Below are 18,495 nucleotides of genomic sequence, written 5' to 3'. Positions count from 1 at the left end.
AAGCGAGGCAGGACCGAGGTGGCGACTTATCCGACGTCCGATCAGCTGCTGGTGGTCATCGACCCGGTCGCCCGGAGGACGGACGGTGAGTCCGTACGGATCGCGAAAGACGTGCTCAGCGCGGGTGCTGCCGCCAAGGTGTGCCTGCCGGACGGTCCGGAGGAGTTCACCCGCGCGCTGGCGCGGCGTGGCTCGCGGCGGCCGGTGGTGGTCGGCGACGACCGGGCGCTGCTGCGGGCGGTGTCGGCGCTGCACCGGCAGCGGGAGCTGGCCGGATGCGCCCTGTCGGTGGTTCCGGTCGGGGGCGCCCTGTCGCTGACCCGTTCGCTGGGGGTGCCGACGGGGCCGGTGGCGGCGGCACGGGCGGTACTCGAGGGCGCCGAGCGGCGGCTGGACCTGCTCGTGGACGACAGTGACGGGGTGGTGCTGGGCACCCTGCGCATCCCGCCGGTCTCCTCGCGGCAGGCGGATCCGGCGGGGTCGGCGGCGGTCCCGCCGGGGGCGGGGCATCCCTGGCTGCGGACCTGCCAGTCCCTCGTGCGGACGCTGGTGACCCGCCCACCGAGGGCCACGGTGATCGCCGGGCCCGGCCCCTCCCGGCTGCGGGTGGAGGTCGACGGGGAGACGGTCGTGGACCTGGAGCAGCCGGTGGAGGCGGTCTCGGTCACGCCGGGCGGCGGCACGGGGAAGGCCGAGGTGGAGGTGCGGCGGCTGTCGGTGGGCGCGGAGGCCTCGCCGCTGCTGGCCCACGGTCGCACCGTGACCGTCTCGGGAGCCGGCTTCCGCTACCGGGCGGACACGGTGGTGTCGGGACCGGTACGGACGCGGACGTGGCGGGTCGTGGAGGGGGCATGGGGCCTGACGCTGCCGGTGCCGGGGTGACGCCGCCGGCGGGCGGGCCGGCACCCGGCCGGGTCATCCGCGGGAGTTCTCCTCCTGGTAGCGGCGCCAGCGCTCCATCATTCCGGCGACGTCCTGCTCGATGAACTCGAAGAAGGCCAGCGTCTCGGCCAGCCGTTGTCCCGCCGGGGTCTCGGCCCCCAGACTGGCCACGCCGTCCCGCAGGGCTTCCTCCCAGCGCTTGATGAGCGCGTCACGGCTGGTGAGCGCCTCGTACCACTGGTCGCTGCGGACCCGGTAGCGCTCCCGCCGCGAGCCGGGCTCCCGCTCGCGGGAGACCAGGTGCACCTGGGCGAGGTAGCGCACCGCGCCGGAGACGGCCGCGGGGCTGATCTTCAACTGGCCCCCGAGCTCGGCGGAGGTCAGGGCGCCGGCGTCGGAGGCGAGCAGCGCGCCGAAGACCCGGGCCGGCATGCGCGGCACGCCCGCCTCGACGAGCTGGGCCGCGAAGTGCTCGACGAACTGCGACACCACCTCGGGGTCCCGCTCCATCGCCGCGTCCCGTTCCGTCATCCCGGACCTCTCCCCTGCTCTCCTGTTCGGACACCACCTTCGAGTCTAACCTTGCCTTTATACGCTTCCTTAACTTCACAAATTTGTGAAGTTCACGTACGTTCCAAAGCATGACCAAGGCAAACTGCGCCATCGAGGTGTCCGGCCTGTGCAAGTCGTTCGGCGGCACGCGGGCACTGGACGGCCTCGACCTGAACGTCGCCGCCGGCGAGGTGCACGGCTTCCTCGGCCCCAACGGCGCCGGCAAGTCCACCACCATCCGGGTCCTGCTCGGCCTGCTGCGCGCCGACTCGGGCGCCACGCGGGTGCTGGACCGCGACCCCTGGGCGGACGCGGTCGAGGTGCACCGCCGGATCGCCTACGTGCCCGGCGACGTGACCCTGTGGCGCAACCTCTCCGGAGGTGAGGTCATCGACCTGTACGGCAGGCTGCGCGGAGGCCTCGACCGGCGGCGCCGGGACGAGCTGGTCGAACGGTTCGAGCTGGACCCGGCCAAGAAGGGGCGGACGTACTCCAAGGGCAACCGGCAGAAGGTCGCCCTGGTCGCCGCCTTCGCCTCCGACGTCGACCTGCTGATCCTGGACGAGCCGACCTCGGGCCTCGACCCGCTGATGGAGGAGGTCTTCCAGCGCTGCGTGGCCGAGGAGCGCGACCGGGGCCGCACCGTCCTGCTCTCCTCCCACATCCTCAGCGAGGTCGAGGAGCTGTGCGACCGGGTCAGCATCATCCGCAACGGCCGCACGGTGGAGAGCGGCTCCCTCGCCGACCTGCGCCACCTCACCCGCACCAGCGTCACCGCCGAACTGGCCGGACCGCCGAGCGGGCTCTCCCTGCTGCCCGGCGTGCACGACCTCGACGTACAGGGCCGCCGGGTCCGCCTCCAGGTGGACACCGACAAGCTGAACGAGGTGCTGCGCTCGCTGAGCGAGTCGGGCGTGCGGTCGCTGACCTCCACCCCGCCGACGCTGGAGGAGCTGTTCCTGCGGCACTACCAGGACGAGACCGGGGCCGAGACCGAGGCCGAGGCGGGCTCCGGGACCGGCGCGGAAGCCGCAGAGGTGGCGCGATGACCGCCGTCTCCACGCCCGCCGCAGTGCCCGCCGGACGCTCCCGCAACCTGGCCGGCACCGGCACCCTGCTGCGGTTCGCCCTGCGCCGCGACCGCGTGATGATCCCGGTGTGGGTCGCGGTGAACGCGCTGATGGTCCTGTCCATGCCGGGCACGCTCAAGGGCCTCTACGCCACCCCGGCCGAACGCGCCGAGCTGGTGCGCCAGATGGCGACGAACGCCTCCCTGCGCGCCATGGTCGGCCCGGTGTTCGGCGACTCGCTGGGCGCGCTGACGGCCTGGCGGGTGGGGGTGTACGCCGGTGCCCTCGCCGCCGTCATGAGCCTGCTCGTCGTCGTCCGGCACACCCGGGACGAGGAGGAGAGCGGACGGCAGGAACTGGTGTCGTCCGGGATGGTGGGCCGCCGGGCGCCGCTGACGGCGGCCCTGCTGGCCGCGGCGGTCGCGAACGCGGCCCTGGCCCTGCTGATCACGGCCGGTCTCGCCGGGCGGGGCGCCGCCGGCGCCCTGGCCCTCGGGCTCGGGGTGGCGGGCGTGGGCATGGTCTTCGCCACGATGGCGGCGATCGTCGCCCAGCTCACGGAGAGCGCCCGGCTGGCCCGGGGCCTGACGTCCGCCGTCCTGGGCGCCGCCTTCGTGCTGCGGGCCGCCGGAGACTCGGGGACAAACGACGGTTCGTCCCTGCTGACCTGGCTGTCCCCGCTCGGCTGGCTGGAGGACCTGCGCGCCTTCGCCGCCGAACGCTGGTGGGTGCTGCTGCTGTTCGCCGCGGCCACCGCCCTCCAGGCGGGCATCGCCTACGGGCTCGCCGGCCGCCGGGACATCGGCATGAGCTTCCTGCCCACCAGGCCGGGACCGGCCCGGGGCCGCCTCGCCACGGCGGGCGCGCTGGCCTGGCGGCTGCAACGCGGCAGCGTGCTCGGCTGGAGCGCCGGCTTCTTCGTCGCCGGAGTCGTCTACGGCGGGATGGCGGACGGCGCGGCCCAGCTCGTCGGCGACAACGCCAAGGCGCGGGAGATCTTCCAGCGGATGGGCGGGCAGTCCGGCATGACGGACGCGTTCCTCGCCGCGATGGCCGGGATGCTGGGCCTGGTCGCCGCGCTCTACGTCGTGGCGTCCGTGCTGCGCCTGAACGGCGAGGAGACCTCCGGCCGCGCCGAGCCGGTACTGGCGGGCGCGGTGGGCCGGCTGCGCTGGGCCGCGGGGCATCTGCTGATCGCCTTCGGCGGCTCCGCCCTGCTCATGCTCCTGGCCGGAGCGGGCATCGCGGTCGGCCACGGCAAGCAGGCCGGTCCGGTGCTCGGCGCGTGCCTCGTGCAGGTGGCCGGGGTGTGGGTGATCGGCGGCATCGCCGTCCTGCTCTACGGCGTCCTGCCGCGGGGCGCCGTGGCCGCGTGGGGCGTGGCCGGAGCGGTCCTGCTGATCGGCTGGATCGGTCCCGCCCTGAACGTCCCCCAGCTCGTGCTGGATCTCTCCCCCTTCGGCCACCTCCCCAAGCTGCCGGGCGGCCGGATGGAGTGGGGGCCGGTCGGCGTCCTGCTCGCGCTCACGGTGCTCCTGGTCACCGGAGGGCTGGCGGGTCTGCGCAGGCGGGACATCGCCGGCTGAGCCTCCGGCTCAGTCGACGTACCCCTTGAGGTCCTCGGTGTCGAGTTCGAATCCGAGGGGTTCGGGGAGGGTCGTCCTTTCGCCGAGTTCTACGACGCGGACGTTGTGGTAGCCGATCCGCGGGTCCGGGTCGCTGTGGACGACGATCTTCAGTCGGTCGCGGTCGATCAGAAGGTAGACCGGGATGCCGGCCTCGCCGTATGCCTGGGGCTTCTCGACTCGGTCGCGACGATGGGTGTCCGAGTCGTACGACGTGATCTCGACAACCATCAGGACACCGTCGGGGGCGGCCCATTCGCCCTGTCCGTTGAAGTGGCCCACCGGGGCGAGCACGGCGTCGGGCCGTGCTCGCCCGTTCCGGTACGCCTCGACCTTCAGCCCCTGACCAGTGGTGTTGAGCGTGAGATCGGGCCGAGCATGCTTGCACTGGAAGACCAACCACATGGCGATCTCACCGTGACTGCCGTTCGTCATGCCCTTGATCCCGACCCGTCCGTCGACGAATTCCAACCTGACGGCGTCGAACCTCTCGGCCACGTGTGCGGCGAGTTCCTCGAACTCCTCCACGGACATCTGGGACGGCATGTGCTGCGCCATAACCGTCATGGTGCCTCCTCCCGCAGGCCGGCACCAGCTTGCCGGGCTTGCTGTCACGACCGGGCGTATCCGTACGGAGATCAGCCGAACGGGTGAGCTGGGCCGGGGGTGTCAGCCCAGCGTCACGTTCAGTCCCTCCAGGCCGCGGATGACGAAGTTCGGCTTCTGGCGGGGCTCCGCTGTCGGGGTGAGGGTGGGGGCCCGGTCCAGGAGGGCGGCCATGGAGGCGGCCAGTTCGATGCGGGCCAGGGGGGCGCCGATGCAGTAGTGGATGCCGGCGCTGAAGGAGATGTGGGGGTTGTCCCGGCGGGTGAGGTCCAGGTGCCCGGGGTCGGTGAAGACCGCCGGGTCGTGGTTGGCCGACCCGAAGAGCATGGCGATCTCCGCTCCCCTCGGGATCGTGGTGCCCGCTATCTCGATGTCGTCCAGCACCCAGCGCTCGAAGAGCTGGAGCGGGGTGTCGTAGCGCATCAGCTCCTCGATCGCGGTCGGGATCAGGGAGTGATCCGCACGCAGGGCCGCCAGCTGCTCCGGGTTGCGGAACAGCGCCCACCAGCCGTTGACCGTGGCGTTCACGGTCGCCTCGTGACCGGCGTTGAGGAGCAGCACGGCCGTGGAGATCATCTCCTGCTCGGTCAGCCGGTCACCCTCGTCGTGCGCGGCGATCAGCCCCGAGACGAGGTCCTCGCCCGGCTCCTTGCGGCGCTCGGCGATCAGCTCCCGCAGGTAGTCGGAGAACTCGACCGACGCCCGTACCGCCTTCGCCGCCGTGTCCTCGGACGGGTTCAGCTCGTACATCCCGCAGATGTCCGCCGACCACGGCCGCAGCTGCGCCCGGTCGGACTCGGGGATGCCCAGCATCTCGGCGATCACGGCCACCGGCAGCGGTTCGGCCACGTCCCTCAGCAGGTCGCCGCCGCCCGCCGCCACCAGTGCGGCCACCAGCTCGCCCGCCAGGTCGTGCACATACGGCTTGAGCCGCTCCACCGTGCGCGGCGTGAACGCCTTCGACACCAGGCGCCGGATCCGGGTGTGATCCGGCGGCTCCAGGTCGAGCATCCCGTGGTCGTTGAGGACGTGGAACGGCTCGTGCTCCGGCGGGGGCGGCGTACGGCCGAAGTCCTCGTGCGTGAAGCGGTGCTGGTACGTCCGGCCCAGCCGCCGGTCCCGCAGCAGCGCCGAGACGTCCGCGTGGTGCGGAACCAGCCACTGGTCGGTCGGCTCGTAGTGAAGCACGCGGCCCCGCGCGCGCAGCTCGGCGTAGGCCGGGTAGGGGTCGGCGAGGAACGCCGGGTCCCACGGGTCGAAGGCGGGGCCGGAAGGAGCGGACATGCCCGGACGTTAGCCCGGCCACCCCCGATCCGACCAGGGGTGCCGGTCGCAGGCCCCGCGCGGCGCGCCCCCGGCCCGGAGGCTGCCCGGGAACGGCTCACCCGGGCGTGACCAGTCTCGCCTCGTAGGCGAACACCGCCGCCTGGGTGCGGTCCCGCAGGCCCAGCTTGACCAGGACGCGGCTCACATGGGTCTTGACCGTCGACTCGGCGACCACCAGCCGCTCCGCTATCTCCGCGTTGGACAGGCCCTGTGCGATCTGCACCAGCACCTCCGTCTCCCGCTCGGTGAGCTCCCCGTACGCCGCCCGCGCGGTGGCCGCCAGCCGCGGGGGCTCGGTCAGCTTCGAGAACTCCGTGATCAGCCGCCTGGTGACCGAGGGGGCGAGCAGCGCCTCGCCGGCCGCGACCACCCGCACCCCGTCGGCGAGCTGCCGCGCCGAGGCGTCCTTGAGCAGGAACCCGGAAGCCCCGGCCCGCAGTGCCTGGTACACGTACTCGTCCAGGTCGAACGTGGTCAGCACCAGCACTTTCGCCGTACCGTCCGCGGCGACGATCTCCCGGGTCGCCTCGATGCCGTTCAGCTCCGGCATGCGGATGTCCATCAGGACGACGTCCGGGGCCAGTTCGCGTACCCGCTCCACCGCGTCGCGGCCGTTGACGGCCTCGCCGACGACCTCGATGTCCGGCATCGCGTTCAGCAGGACCGAGAAGCCCTCGCGCACCATCATCTGGTCGTCCGCGACCAGCACCCGGATCGTGCCCGTGCTCATGCGCCGGCCTCGTCGTCGTCCGCGGGCCCGGCCACCGTGGCGACCGGCAGGAACACCGCCACCTCGTATCCGCCGTCGTCGGCCGGGCCCGCCGTCATCTCGCCGCCGAGCATCGACACCCGCTCCCGCATGCCCGTGATGCCGTGCCCGGATCCCGGCGACGGCTTGAGCAGGGACGGCTTGGGCGGCGGGCCGTTGACTATGCGCAGGGCCAGCCCGCCGAGGACGTAGCCGATCTCGACGCGGGCGCTCGCGCCGGGCGCGTGCCGCAGGGTGTTGCTCAGTGCCTCCTGGACGATCCGGTACGCCGACAGCTCGACTCCCTGAGGGAGTTCGCGCACCGCGCCCATCGTGGTCCTGTCCACCGCCAGGCCGGCCTCCCGCACGTTCGCCAGCAGGGTGCCGAGGTCGGCGAGGGTGGGCTGCGGGGCCTCGGGGGCCTCGTAGTCCTCCGCGCGGACGACACCGAGGACGCGGCGCAGCTCGGTGAGGGCCGCCACCGCGTTCTCCCGGATCGTGGCGAAGGCCTTCTCCAGCTCCGGCGGCGGGTTCTCCACCCGGTAGGGGGCGGCCTCGGCCTGGATGGCGACGACGGACATGTGGTGGGCCACGACGTCGTGCAGCTCGCGGGCGATCGTGGTGCGCTCCTCCAGCAGGGTGCGGCGGGAGCGCTCGTGCGCGGTCACCGTCTGCTGGGCGGTCACCTCCTGCTCGGCGTCCTTGCGTATGTGCCAGACGGTGACCGCGAGGAGGATGAGCGCGGAGAGGACCAGCAGCGGCGCCGAGTTGTTGCCGTAGGCGTAGCCGAACAGCGCGTCTGAGACCACGGCGTAGGAAGCGGTGGCCGCCCACATCCATGCCGCCGTGCGCGGCCGGGTGCGTATCGCCACCACCGTGAGCACTGTCAGGTGCGCGATGAAACTGCCGGGCTGCCACGGCCAGTTCGCCTGGATACCGGCGAACCACGACGAGACCGTGGCCGCCATCAGGGAGACCCAGAACGCTCCGACCGGGCGGGTCAGAGTGAGCAGCACCGGGGCGAGGGCCAGCAGACCCGCTACCGGGGCCGCCCTGTCCGCCCAGCCGACGAACAGCGCCAGCAGGCCGGCCGCCACCACCACGGCGTGCCGCCTCCAGGCCGCGTAGGGACGCAGGCGGTCCGGCAGCCGCCGGATCAGCGGGCCGTCGACACCCGCGGGCCGCAGCGGACGGTAGGCGAAGGCGTCGTGGAACAGGCCCTGCCGCAGCCCGCGCAGAGCGTTCTCGGCGAACTTGTACTCCGGGCTGCGCGGCTTGTACGGGCTGAAGGCGCCGTCCGGCGGCGTCGCTTGCGTCTGCGTCGTCTCGGTCACGCTGAAAACGGTAGGCGCAGGCGGTGGTCGCGGTCGTCCCCTGTGAGAGGGGTCCTTCACGGTCCGCCTCAAGTACTACGGGTATCGCCCCACCGCCCGCGTACTACGGGTGTCGCCCCGCTGCCCGCGATCAGTACCCGGAGGGGCGAACCAGTCCCGACTCGTAGGCGAACACCGCCGCCTGAGTGCGGTCCCTGAGGCCCAGCTTCACCAGGATGCGGCCCACGTGGGTCTTCACTGTCTGCTCGGCGACGACGAGATGCCGGGCGATCTCCGCGTTGGACAGGCCCTGAGCGATCAGGGCGAGCACTTCCGTCTCGCGTTCGGTCAGCACACCGACGCGGGACTTCAGCGGGGCGCGCGGCGCGTCCTTCAGCCGGGAGAACTCCGCGATCAGCCGGCGGGTGATCCCCGGTGCCAGCAGCGCGTCTCCGGCCGCGATCACCCGGACCGCCTCGGCGAGCTGGTCCGCGGAGGCGTCCTTGAGCAGGAAGCCGGACGCGCCGGCGCGCAGCGCCTCGTACACGTACTCGTCCAGGTCGAAGGTGGTGAGCACCAGGACCTTCATGTCCGGGGTGGCGGTCGTGATGCGGCGGGTGGCCTCGATGCCGCCGAGTTCGGGCATGCGGATGTCCATGAGGACGACGTCCGGGGAGACCTCGGCGGCCCTGGCGACGGCGTCGAGGCCGTCCACCGCCTGGCCCACCACCTCGATGTCCGGCTGGGCGTTGAGCAGCACGGTGAACCCCTGACGCACCATCTGCTGGTCGTCGGCGATGAGGACGCGGATGCTGCCGCTCGTCATGGAGTGTCCTCTCCTGTCGGGGACGGTGAGCCGGGCGGTTCGACGTGGACGACGGGGATGTCGGGCGGGTCGGAGTAGATGACGGGCAGGCGGGGCGAGCCGATCCCGGTCACGGGCACGATGCCGTCGTGGGGGAGGAAGGCGGTGACCGCGAAGCCGCCGTGCAGTGTCCTGGCGGCCGTGACGTGCCCGCCCAGCATGGTCGCCCGCTCGCGCATGCCGAGCAGGCCGTGCCCGGCGCCCGGGGAGTGCTGGACGGGCCGCCGGGGCCGGGAGTTGACCACGCTCAGGAACAGGCCGTCGGGCACGTGGCCGACCTCCACGCGGACCGTCGACCCGGGGGCGTGCCGCAGGGCGTTGCTCAGGCCCTCCTGGACGATGCGGTACGCCGACAGCTCCACGGCCGGCGGATACGGCCGTTGCTCACGCCGCGAGTCCTCGATGTCCATGGTGACCGCCAGACCGGCGGCGCGGGTGTTCTCGACGAGGGCGCCGAGGCGGTCGAGGGTGGGCTGCGGGGCGTCCGGGGCGGCCCGGGTGCCGGAGTCGCCGAGGCCGTAGGGGTCCTCGGGGTTCTCCGAACGCAGCACGCCGAGCACCCGGCGCAGTTCGCCGAGCGCCTCCAGCGCGTTCTGCCGGATGCCGTCGAGGTTCTCCTTCAGCTCCGGCGAGGGGTCCTGTGTGAGGTGCGGTGCCACCTGCGCCTGGATGGAGATCACCGACATGTGGTGGGCGACCACGTCGTGCAGCTCACGGGCGATGCGGCTGCGCTCCTCCAGAAGCGTGCGGCGGGCCCGCTCCTCCGCGGTGAGCGTGGTCTGCTGCACCAGTTGCGCACGGGCCTCGCGGCGGCCGTGCAGGGCGGTGCCCAGCACCACCACGACCGCGAACAGCACCAGCGCGAGAACACCGGTGGGCTCGTAGCGCGGGGCGCCCCACACGCCCTGGAGGACGTAGGTGACCAGGGCGGTCAGGGCCAGCGCCTCCACGGCGACGCGGGTGCGCACCCGCAGGGCGAGCAGCAGCAGGACGAACAGGTGGGCGATGATCCCGGACGTGGTCCAGGGCCAGGTGAAGCCCTGCAGATCGCCGGCGACCAGCGGGCCGTGCAGGGCCACCGCCCCCAGCAGCGTGGCCGCCATGGACAGCCACCACGCCGGGATGGGCCGCCACAGGGCCAGCACCATCGCACCGGCCTGTCCGAGCGCGACAAGGAAGGCGTACCCGAAGGCCAGCCGCGCGCCGCTCCAAAGGTGGCCCGAGGCGCCCAGCAGCACCGCGAACGCGGCCAGCCACACGATGCCGTGCGGCAGCCAGCGCAGCCAGACGGACGGGGGCAGCGGGTCCTGCCGCGCGGTCCACAGGTCGTCGCGCAGCACCCGCAGTCCGTGCCTGACGCGGCCTTGCCATCGCATCACGCGCCCACTCTAGGGTCTGGTGCGGGGGCCGTCCCGGGGCGATGAGTCCGTACCACCCGGGAACGGCGCCGGTCACCGCCCTGCTCACAGGTGCGGAAGGCGGCCCAGCAGACGGCCAGGGCGACGGCGAAGACCGGGAGCCATGCCAGCCGGGCCGCCACCCAGCCGGGGCCGTCGGGGAGCGTGTGCAGGCCCGGGAGGCGGCCGGCAAGGAGGCCCATGGCGGTGGTCGCCATCAGGGCCGTCTGGTGCCAGAGGAAGATCGTCATCGCGGAGAGGTTGACCAGCGCCACCGCTGCCCAGGCGCGCGGGCGGGACATCGCGCGGCGCAGCCGCTCGCGCAGCAGCAGGGCCAGGCCGCACTGGGCCAGGCCGAAGGTGACGGCCGCCAGTGTCGGCGGGTCGAGGTTGGAGACCGCGGCCCCCGGTATGCCGACCATCGACGCCGGGTAGCCCGCCCAGGCGACGAGTGCCGCGGTCGCCGTCGCGCCGCAGGTCAGCAGGGTCCAGCCCGCGCGGCGGCCGTCCAGCTCGCCGCGGGTCCAGGCCGCGCCCAGGGTGTACGGCACGAGCCAGCCGGCCGGCAGGTTCAGCCAGCCGAGCCAGGAGGGGGCGCCGAGGCCGAACCGGAGGAGGTCCACGTGCAGGACGACGGCCAGGGGCCACAGGGGACTGATCCGGGTGAGCAGCGGGGTCGCCGCCGTCAGTACGGCGAAGACCAGGAGGAACCACAGGGGGGACAGGGCCAGCTTCACGAGGGTGCGGACCGTGTCGAGGTCCGCACCGGTCAGGAGGAGGGCGACGGCGGTGACCGTCCACAGGGCCAGTACGGCCGCGACCGGCCCGAACAGCCGGGACAGGCGAGCGCGGAGCCACTGCCGGTAGCCGGTGCCGCGGGCGCGGGCCGAAAGGTGGCTGCGGGTGGCGACGTGCCCGCCGACGAGGAAGAACACGGCGAGGGTCTGGAACGCCCAGGAGACCGGGACCAGGGCGGGCATGTAGTGGAGGGGGCTCGCGGTGTGCAGGGTGGGGCGGGGCTGGGTGCGGGTGTCCGCGACCAGGGCCGTGACCAGCCAGTGCCCCAGGACCACGCCGAGGATGGCGAGGGCCCGCAGGGCGTCCACGGCACGGTCCCGCTCCGGCGGGGTCCGGACGTGGAGGCGGTGCGCGAAGGCTCGTATGCGGGTGAGGGCTGCGGAGAGGCGGTCAGTCACCTTGCACCTCGTTCGTGGCGCCCAGGACGATCCGGGCCAGGTTCGTGAGGGACGGGGAGCCGGGGGTGAAGTAGGCGCTGTGGCCGCCGCTTCCGGCCGTGAACCTGCGGGCGCCGAAGGCGGGGTCCATGGGGTCGGCGCCCAGGCCGACGGTCGTGCCGAGGAGTTCGGCGCGGACGTGCGGCACGTTCGCCACCCAGTCGCCGTCGCCGCGGGCCGCCCAGACGCGGGCCCGGGTGTGCAGCGCGGGCACGGAGTCCGCGCCGGTGCCGGGGCTGCCGATGAGGGCGATGTCGTCCACGGCCAGGCCGGACGCGGCGCGCCCGCACACCACCGAGCCGTAGGAGTGGCACACCAGGGTGATGTGCGGCGCCCGCCCCGCCACGGCACGCAGGTCGCGTATCAGCTCCCTGAGGCCCGGGGCCGCCTGTTCGGCGCGGCCTGTGGTGAGCACCGTGGTGCTGACCGTGCCCGGTGTCTCGTAGCCGAGCCAGGCGACGACCGCCGGGCGTGCACCGGCCGCGGCCTCGCGGCCGAGCTCCTGGTACAGGGCGAGCGCGCCCTTCCGGAAGCGGTCGTAGGCGTCCAGGGAGGTGTCGGAACCCGGGACGAGGACCGCTGTGCGGTCGGCGTGCGCCAGGTCGCCGAACACCTCCGCCACGCGGCCGGAGCCGCGGCCGTCGAAGGCGAGCAGATGACGGGAGGGCGCCGCCAGCGCCCGGTCCACGGCCGCCCGGTGCGTGTCGCCGTGCGCCGCGGCCATGTCGGCGGCGCGGGCGGCGTCGGCGCGGTTCGCCCCGTAGGAGGCGTCGAGGGTGGTCCTGGTCAGGGGTGCGAGAGTCGCCGGGGCGGGCGCGGGAATTCGAGGCCGGGCGGCGGCCGACAGAGGCACCACGAGGGCGCCGGTGACGAGAAGGGCGAGCAGAGCCCGACGCCATCTGCCGGCCCCGACGCCGGGCGTCACTCCCGGACGGGGACTCGGGCCCGCTCCCAGGCCCGCTCCCAGGCCGGGACCCAGGCCGGGACCCAGGCCGGGACCCAGGCCGGGACCCGGACCGGGACCCGGACCGGGACCCGGACCGGCGTTCAGACCCGCCCCCGGGCCGGCACTCACGCCCACTCCCGGGCCGGTATCCGCCCCGGTCGCCGAACCCCTGCCCAGTCCCGCGATCCGGTCCACGCTCGCGACCCCGTCCAGGCTCGCGGCCACGCCCAGGCGCGCGATTCCGCCCCGGCTCGCCGCCGTGTCCCGTCTCTCCCGCTCGCGCCCCACGGCTCATCCCCTCCGGCCTTGTCCGGCCGGTGGGCCGGGCTGGAAGGGAAGTTACGGAGCCGGAGTCGTAGCCCGCGTCATGCCAGGGAGGTGTTCGCGGCCATAGCTCTCAGGTACTACGGGTACCACCGGCGCCGGGTGGCCCGGTCCGCGTCACCACGCGAGCTGGGCGATCTCCTCCGCCACCACCGCGCACGCGTCGGCCGCCGGGTCGATCAGGGGGAAGTGGCCGACCTCCTCCAGGAGGGTCAGGCCCACCACCTCGCCCGCCTTCGCCGCGGCCTCGGTGTAGGACTCCGCGACCACCTGCGGTACGACCACGTCCTCGCGGCCCTGGACGACGGTCGTGGCGATGCCGGTCGGCAGCAGCAGGGCCGGGTCGGCGTAGGGCTGCCGCTCGACGAACCCCTCTTCTCCGCCCAGCAGTTGACGGGCCGCCCCACCGCACACGTCCAGCTTCTCGGCGACCGCGAAGTCGGCGATGGGGGCGAGCGCGACCACGCCCCGCAGCGGCGCGGGGCGGTCCGTGCGCCAGGGCGCGTCCGCGGGCAGGACGTGCCGGGCAGCCGCCCACAGGGCCAGGTGACCGCCGGCCGAGTGGCCGGTGACCACCGTGCGGCGTATGTCGGCCTGCGGGAGCGCCTCCCGGGCCAGCGCGGGCAGCGCGTCGAGCGCCGCGGCCACGTCGTCGAAGGTGTCCGGCCAGCGGCCCGCGACCGGGTCCTCGCCCGGTCCCGCCGGGGTGGCACTGCCGCGCCGGTACTCGACGCAGGCCACGGCGAAGCCCCGGCGGGCGAGGAAGTCCGCGAACGGGGTGATGTGGCGGCGGTCGTACGGGGCCCGCCAGGCGCCGCCGTGCAGCACCGCCACGAGCGGTGAGGGCCCCGGGGAGTCCGCCGCGCCGCGCGGGCGGTAGAAGTCGACGACCTGGTCGGGGTGGTCGCCGTAGGCGGCCGTACTGTCGGGTGCGACGGGCGCGTGCGAGAAGACCGACTCCTCCTCCGCTGCGGCGCGCGCGGCCGCGTCACGGCCGCCGGTGCTCCCCGGTTCCGCGGCGGTGGGGTTCCCGCCCGTTCGCTCGGACTCGAGCGCTCGGGGGAGGGGGGCGTCGGCTTCCGGCATGCTCCAACCTCTCAGCGGTGAAACGGTTTTGGGGTCCGGGAAAGAAATCAACCGGCCGTTGGCCGGGACGGTATCAGGCGGGTGACGTGCGCCGACATGGGGATGTCACGCTGGGTGAGGCCAAACGGTTCTGCCGCACGGTCCGGGACCGTGCGGCAGGAACCTTCATTCCGGTGCGGCCGTACCGGGATGCGTCAGCCCGCCAGTTCCTCCGCCAGCGCCCGCGCCGCCCGCTCCACGTCCGCGAACCCGATGTAGAGCGGGGTGAAGCCGAAGCGCAGGACGTCGGGGTGCCGGAAGTCGCCGACCACCCCGCGTCCGATCAGCCGCCGCATCACGTCCCCGGCGTCCTGGCAACGCAGGGCCACCTGGCTGCCGCGCTCCTCGTGGGCCACCGGGGTCAGCACCTCCACGCGTCCGGCGGGGACGTACGCGGCGACGCACTCCAGGAAGAAGTCCGTCAGCGCGAGGGACTTGGCGCGCACGGCCTCGACCGTCACCCCGTCCCAGACCTCCAGCGCCGCCTCCAGGGCGAGCAGGGAGAGGATGTCGGGGGTGCCGACCCGGCCCCGCAGCGCGCCCTCCGCCGGTTCGTAGCCGGGCCGCATGCCGAAGGGCTCGGCGTGCGAGTTCCAGCCGGGCAGCGGGGTGTCGAAGCGGTCCTGCACATCGCCGCGGACGTACAGGAAGGCCGGTGAACCCGGGCCGCCGTTCAGGTACTTGTAGGTGCACCCGACCGCCAGGCGCACCCCGTGCTCGTCCAGCCCCACCGGCAGGGCGCCCGCGGTGTGGCACAGGTCCCAGACGACGTACGCGCCCGCCGCGTGCACCGCGGCCGTCAGGGACGGCAGGTCGTACAGCCGGCCGGTGCGGTAGTCGACGTGGTTCAGCAGGACCGCGGCGGTGCGCCCGCTCAGCGCACCGGGCACCTCGGCGGGCGTCACCGGGCGCAGCGCGCAGCCCGTCATCCGGGCCACCGACTGCGCGATGTACCCGTCCGTGGGGAACGTCGTCGCGTCGACCAGGATCTCGTCCCGCTCGCCGCCACCGGCCTCCCGGGCCATCCGGACCGCCGCCACCAGTGCCTTGAACACATTCACGCTGGTCGAGTCGCCCACCACGATCTGGCCCGGCGCGGCCCCGACCAGCGGGGCGATCCGGTCGCCGACCCGCTCGGGCGCGGTCCACCAGCCGCCCTCCGTCCAGGAACGGATGCGCAGCTCGCCCCACTGGCGGCGTACGACGTCGCCTATGCGGTCCGGGACGTTCGCCGGGAGCGCGCCCAGCGAGTTGCCGTCCAGGTAGACGCCCTCGTCGAGGACGAACCGGTCGCGCAGCCCGGCGAGTTCGTCGGCGGCGTCCAGCTTCTCCGCCCTGATCGTCAGCTCAGACATGGGACCTCGCCGTCCACAGCTCGGGGAAGACGTTCTTCCGGGCCCGCTTCTCCAGCCAGGCCACCCCGGCGGAGCCGCCCGTGCCGGACTTGGCGCCCATCGCACGGCGGGTGGCCACGAGATGGTCGTTGCGCCAGCGCCACACCAGTTCGGCGACGTCGGTCAACGCCTCGCCGAGCCGGGCGAGTTCGTCGTCCTGGTCACCGGAGTAGAGGGCCGTCCAGACGGCCTCGACCTCCTCGCTGGGCTCGTAGCGCAGCGTCACGTCCCGGCCGAGCACGGCGTCCGGGACCGCGTGCCCGCGGCGGGCGAGCAGCCGCAGCACCTCGTCGTACAGGCTCGGCTCGTGCAGCGCCTTCTCCAGTTCCGCGTGGACGCGGGGGGCGCCGCGGTGCGGGACGAGCATCGAGGCGGACTTGTCGCCGAGCAGGAACTCCATGCGGCGGTACATCGCGGACTGGAATCCGGAACCCTCGCCGAGGGCGCCGCGGTAGCTGTTGAACTGGGCCGGAGTGAGCCCGGCGAGCGGCTTCCAGGAGGCGTTCAGCGCCTGCAGCTCCCGTACGGACCTCTTCAGCGCGGCGACCGCCGTCGGCACGTCGTCCGAGCGCAGGGCGCGGGCCGCGGTCTCCCACTCGTGGACGATGACGGTGAACCACAGCTCCATCACCTGGGTGGTGACCAGGAAGACCATCTCTCCGGGGTCGTCGGAGAGGGTGTGCTGGAGGTGGGTGAGCACGTCCGCCCTGACGTAGTCCTCGTACGGCGTCGTGCCGGCGAAGTCGAGATGCGGGGTCTCGGGCTCAGAGGCCTCAGCGGGCTGAGGGGTCGGGTGAGCCGGTTGGGACATCGCTGTCTCCTGTAGTACTCCGGGTAGCGGTCCGCCCCTGCCGATTCCGGCACGGGGGCCCCGGTCCCCAACCGCATCCTGCGCATCACGTGCGCAGATCGCAAGGCCCGCCCGGTCGCAGGGGCGGGCCTCACATCCGTACGGGTCAGCCCAGCGTCTGCGCGGCCGTCTCCGAGGAGTCCTTCAGGAACTGCGTGCAGCGCTCGTACTCCTCCTGCTCGCCGATCGCCCGGGCGGCGCGCGCGAGGGCGTGCAGGGCGCGCAGGAAGCCGCGGTTGGGCTCGTGCTCCCAGGGGACCGGACCGTGGCCCTTCCAGCCGCTGCGACGCAGGGCGTCCAGTCCGCGGTGGTAGCCCGTACGGGCGTACGCGTACGACTCCACGGCCGCCCCCCGCTCGAAGGCGTCGTCGGCGAGCTGCGCCCAGGCCAGCGACGACGCCGGGTAACGCGCCGCCACCTCGGCCGGCGAGGTCCCCTTGGCGAGGAGCTCACGGGGTTCCGGGTCGTCGGGGAGGTGCGTGGGCGGGGGCCCGCCCAGGAGGTTCTCGTGAATGGTCATGGGGTCCAGTCTGATGCATGGTCCGTCGTCGGTGACGGCCGATCCCGGCAGCCGCGGAACAGCCCCTTCCACGGCTCACGAAGCCGGACCGGTACCGGAGGCCGCACCCCCGCGGCCCGTCTCCAGCGGCGGTGTCGTCACACTGCCGTGGGTGCGGCACTCGGGCCGGCGGCAGCCCTTGACCGGGCGGCGGACGGCGACGAAGGCGAGGACCGCCCCCACCACCAGGACCGCCGCGCAGATCGGCATGGCCCGGCGGAACGCGGCGTCGAAGGCGTCCGCCGAGCGGTACGCCTCGGGGCCCATCCCGGCCAGCAGCGGCAGCGCGGCCACCGCGATCAGGCCGGCCGCGCGGGCGGCGGCGTTGTTGATGCCGCTGGCCAGCCCGGCGCGGGAGGTGTCCACCGAGGCGAGCACGGTGGCGGTGAGCGGGGCGACCAGGGTGACCATGCCCGCGCCCATGACGAGCAGGGCCGGGAGCACGTCCGTGAGGTAGTGCGCGCCCTTGCCGACCCGCAGCATCAGCAGCATGGCCACCGCGCACAGCAACGGCCCGACGGTGAGCGGCAGGCGCGGCCCGATGCGGTCGGCGAGGGCGCCCGAACGGGCCGAGAACAGCAGCATGAGGACGGTGGTCGGGAGCAGGGCGGTGCCCGCCTTCAGCGGTGAGTAACCGGCCACCACCTGGAGTTGCAGGGCGGTGAGGAAGAAGAAGCCGCCGAAGGCCGCGTACACGCACAGGGTGACCAGGTTGACGGCGGTGAACTGGCGGGAGGCGAAGATGTCCGGCGGCACCATCGGATCGGCGCGGTGCTTCTCCACGTACACGAAGGCGACGGCGGCGAGCACGCCCGCGGCGGCGGTGAGGGCGACGGCCAGGGTGCCGTGGCGGGCCTCGATCAGGGCGTACGTCACCAGGGCCAGGGACAGGGCGCCGAGGGCCGCGCCCAGCACGTCGAAGCGGCCGTGGGCGGCGCCTTTCCCGGGCTCCCGCCCGCGCTGGGACGGGGAGGTGCCGCCAGTGGCCGCGCTGGACTCGGGGACGTGGCGCAGGGCGACGGGGGCGCAGACCAGCGCCACCGGGATGTTGAGCAGGAAGACCCAGCGCCAGCCGGGCCCGGCGACCAGCCAGCCGCCGAGGAACGGGCCGACGGCCGCGCCGATGCCGCCGAAGCCGGACCACAGGCCGACGGCCCTGCCCCGGTCGTCCGGGTGGAAGGAGGCCTGGATGAGGGCGAGCGAGCCGGGGGTGAGGAGGGCCCCGCCGATCCCTTGCAGGGCGCGGGCGGCGATCAGGACGGTCACGTTCGGGGCGAGGCCGCACAGCAGGGAGGCGGAGGCGAACCAGACGACACCGAGCACGAAGATCCTGCGGCGGCCGTAGCGGTCGCCGAGTGAGCCGCCGAGGAGGATCAGGCCGGCCAGGGTGACCATGTAGGCGTTGACCGTCCACTGCAGCGCGGCGAGGTTCGCGTCCAGGTCGCGGCCGATGCGGGGCAGGGCGACGTTGACGACGGTCGAGTCCAGCAGGGCCATGCTGGAGCCGAGCACGGTGGTGAGCAGGATCCAGCGGCCGGTGGGGCTGGAGATCCTGACGGCGGGGGCGTGCTGTGCGGTGACAGCCATGAGGGGATCATCCCGCGCCGGCCGGCTCCGGGCCAGACGGGCGGGCGGGCGGATCGGCGGGCTGCCGGAACGGACGAAGGGTCCGGTGCCG

17 protein-coding genes are annotated in these 18,495 nt (G+C 73.7%); 3 read left to right on the top strand and 14 right to left on the bottom strand.

What is annotated here, in order from left to right:
• Nucleotides 1-18 precede the first annotated feature (18 nt).
• On the top strand, nucleotides 19-882 hold the full coding sequence (locus CG719_RS11275) for a diacylglycerol kinase family protein (RefSeq protein ID WP_100568428.1): 864 nt from the start codon (nucleotides 19-21) through the stop codon (nucleotides 880-882).
• 33 nt (nucleotides 883-915) lie between these two features.
• On the opposite strand, the gene CG719_RS11270 is transcribed toward CG719_RS11275, so the two are convergent.
• The gene (locus CG719_RS11270) at nucleotides 916-1,413 is read right to left on the bottom strand and encodes a GbsR/MarR family transcriptional regulator (RefSeq protein ID WP_100568427.1); all 498 of its coding nucleotides are present in this window, start codon (nucleotides 1,411-1,413) and stop codon (nucleotides 916-918) included.
• Between the two features lie 110 nt (nucleotides 1,414-1,523).
• On the opposite strand from CG719_RS11270, the gene CG719_RS11265 reads away from it, so the two are divergent.
• Both CG719_RS11265 and CG719_RS11260 read left to right on the top strand, forming a co-directional pair.
• A complete protein-coding gene (locus CG719_RS11265) occupies nucleotides 1,524-2,483 on the top strand; it encodes an ABC transporter ATP-binding protein (protein WP_100568426.1) in 960 nt (319 codons plus the stop codon).
• A complete protein-coding gene (locus tag CG719_RS11260) occupies nucleotides 2,480-4,090 on the top strand; it encodes an ABC transporter permease (protein WP_100568425.1) in 1,611 nt (536 codons plus the stop codon). Before CG719_RS11265 ends, CG719_RS11260 begins: the two co-directional genes overlap by 4 nt.
• A gap of 9 nt (nucleotides 4,091-4,099) precedes the next feature.
• On the opposite strand, the gene CG719_RS11255 is transcribed toward CG719_RS11260, so the two are convergent.
• From CG719_RS11255 to CG719_RS11190, 13 genes are all read right to left on the bottom strand, one after another.
• Complete coding sequence (locus tag CG719_RS11255) at nucleotides 4,100-4,696, bottom strand: Uma2 family endonuclease (protein ID WP_100568424.1); 597 nt, start codon at nucleotides 4,694-4,696, stop codon at nucleotides 4,100-4,102.
• Nucleotides 4,697-4,798: 102 nt separating this feature from the next.
• Nucleotides 4,799-6,019 carry a cytochrome P450 gene (locus CG719_RS11250; protein ID WP_100568423.1) on the bottom strand — a complete coding sequence of 407 codons (1,221 nt, stop codon included), beginning with the start codon at nucleotides 6,017-6,019 and terminating at the stop codon, nucleotides 4,799-4,801.
• Between the two features lie 97 nt (nucleotides 6,020-6,116).
• Nucleotides 6,117-6,791, bottom strand: coding sequence for a response regulator (locus tag CG719_RS11245; protein WP_100568422.1), 675 nt, complete (start codon nucleotides 6,789-6,791; stop codon nucleotides 6,117-6,119).
• Entirely contained in the window at nucleotides 6,788-8,143 is a 1,356-nt protein-coding gene (locus CG719_RS11240; protein ID WP_100568421.1) for a sensor histidine kinase, read from the bottom strand. Before CG719_RS11240 ends, CG719_RS11245 begins: the two co-directional genes overlap by 4 nt.
• Nucleotides 8,144-8,273: 130 nt before the next feature.
• Nucleotides 8,274-8,948 carry a response regulator gene (locus CG719_RS11235; protein ID WP_100568420.1) on the bottom strand — a complete coding sequence of 225 codons (675 nt, stop codon included), beginning with the start codon at nucleotides 8,946-8,948 and terminating at the stop codon, nucleotides 8,274-8,276.
• Nucleotides 8,945-10,363 (bottom strand): sensor histidine kinase, encoded by a 1,419-nt coding sequence (locus tag CG719_RS11230; RefSeq protein ID WP_100568419.1) that lies wholly within the window; start codon nucleotides 10,361-10,363, stop codon nucleotides 8,945-8,947. The genes CG719_RS11235 and CG719_RS11230 overlap by 4 nt, the downstream gene beginning before the upstream one ends.
• Complete coding sequence (locus CG719_RS11225) at nucleotides 10,363-11,547, bottom strand: acyltransferase family protein (RefSeq protein WP_234375527.1); 1,185 nt, start codon at nucleotides 11,545-11,547, stop codon at nucleotides 10,363-10,365. The genes CG719_RS11230 and CG719_RS11225 overlap by 1 nt, the downstream gene beginning before the upstream one ends.
• 25 nt (nucleotides 11,548-11,572) lie before the next feature.
• Nucleotides 11,573-12,472: an alpha/beta hydrolase gene (locus CG719_RS11220; protein WP_100568584.1), complete on the bottom strand. Its 900-nt coding sequence runs from the start codon at nucleotides 12,470-12,472 to the stop codon at nucleotides 11,573-11,575.
• A gap of 534 nt (nucleotides 12,473-13,006) precedes the next feature.
• Complete coding sequence (locus tag CG719_RS11210) at nucleotides 13,007-13,975, bottom strand: alpha/beta hydrolase family protein (protein ID WP_100568416.1); 969 nt, start codon at nucleotides 13,973-13,975, stop codon at nucleotides 13,007-13,009.
• Between the two features lie 194 nt (nucleotides 13,976-14,169).
• Entirely contained in the window at nucleotides 14,170-15,369 is a 1,200-nt protein-coding gene (gene kynU / locus CG719_RS11205; RefSeq protein WP_100568415.1) for a kynureninase, read from the bottom strand.
• Complete coding sequence (locus tag CG719_RS11200) at nucleotides 15,362-16,219, bottom strand: tryptophan 2,3-dioxygenase family protein (RefSeq protein ID WP_100568414.1); 858 nt, start codon at nucleotides 16,217-16,219, stop codon at nucleotides 15,362-15,364. Before CG719_RS11200 ends, kynU begins: the two co-directional genes overlap by 8 nt.
• A 145-nt stretch (nucleotides 16,220-16,364) precedes the next feature.
• Nucleotides 16,365-16,778, bottom strand: coding sequence for a DUF3151 domain-containing protein (locus CG719_RS11195; protein WP_100568413.1), 414 nt, complete (start codon nucleotides 16,776-16,778; stop codon nucleotides 16,365-16,367).
• 75 nt (nucleotides 16,779-16,853) lie between these two features.
• The gene (locus tag CG719_RS11190; protein ID WP_100568412.1) at nucleotides 16,854-18,404 is read right to left on the bottom strand and encodes an MFS transporter; all 1,551 of its coding nucleotides are present in this window, start codon (nucleotides 18,402-18,404) and stop codon (nucleotides 16,854-16,856) included.
• Between the last annotated feature and the right edge of the window lie 91 nt (nucleotides 18,405-18,495).

Origin of the sequence: Streptomyces sp. CB01373, assembly GCF_002803075.1 — a bacterium.
GTDB lineage: Bacteria > Actinomycetota > Actinomycetes > Streptomycetales > Streptomycetaceae > Streptomyces.
The sequence above is the reverse complement of the archived record's forward strand: the minus strand, read 5'-3'. Positions and strand labels throughout refer to the sequence as shown.

Excerpts from the sequence above, each read along its gene's own strand:
- CG719_RS11270 (WP_100568427.1), bottom strand. The coding sequence starts at position 1,413 with ATGACGGAACGGGACGCGGCGATGGAGCGGGACCCCGAGGTGGTGTCG.
- CG719_RS11265 (WP_100568426.1), top strand. The coding sequence starts at position 1,524 with ATGACCAAGGCAAACTGCGCCATCGAGGTGTCCGGCCTGTGCAAGTCG.
- CG719_RS11260 (WP_100568425.1), top strand. The coding sequence starts at position 2,480 with ATGACCGCCGTCTCCACGCCCGCCGCAGTGCCCGCCGGACGCTCCCGC.
- CG719_RS11255 (WP_100568424.1), bottom strand. The coding sequence starts at position 4,696 with ATGACGGTTATGGCGCAGCACATGCCGTCCCAGATGTCCGTGGAGGAG.
- CG719_RS11250 (WP_100568423.1), bottom strand. The coding sequence starts at position 6,019 with ATGTCCGCTCCTTCCGGCCCCGCCTTCGACCCGTGGGACCCGGCGTTC.
- CG719_RS11245 (WP_100568422.1), bottom strand. The coding sequence starts at position 6,791 with ATGAGCACGGGCACGATCCGGGTGCTGGTCGCGGACGACCAGATGATG.
- CG719_RS11235 (WP_100568420.1), bottom strand. The coding sequence starts at position 8,948 with ATGACGAGCGGCAGCATCCGCGTCCTCATCGCCGACGACCAGCAGATG.
- CG719_RS11230 (WP_100568419.1), bottom strand. The coding sequence starts at position 10,363 with ATGCGATGGCAAGGCCGCGTCAGGCACGGACTGCGGGTGCTGCGCGAC.
- CG719_RS11210 (WP_100568416.1), bottom strand. The coding sequence starts at position 13,975 with ATGCCGGAAGCCGACGCCCCCCTCCCCCGAGCGCTCGAGTCCGAGCGA.
- kynU (WP_100568415.1), bottom strand. The coding sequence starts at position 15,369 with ATGTCTGAGCTGACGATCAGGGCGGAGAAGCTGGACGCCGCCGACGAA.
- CG719_RS11200 (WP_100568414.1), bottom strand. The coding sequence starts at position 16,219 with ATGTCCCAACCGGCTCACCCGACCCCTCAGCCCGCTGAGGCCTCTGAG.
- CG719_RS11195 (WP_100568413.1), bottom strand. The coding sequence starts at position 16,778 with ATGACCATTCACGAGAACCTCCTGGGCGGGCCCCCGCCCACGCACCTC.
- CG719_RS11190 (WP_100568412.1), bottom strand. The coding sequence starts at position 18,404 with ATGGCTGTCACCGCACAGCACGCCCCCGCCGTCAGGATCTCCAGCCCC.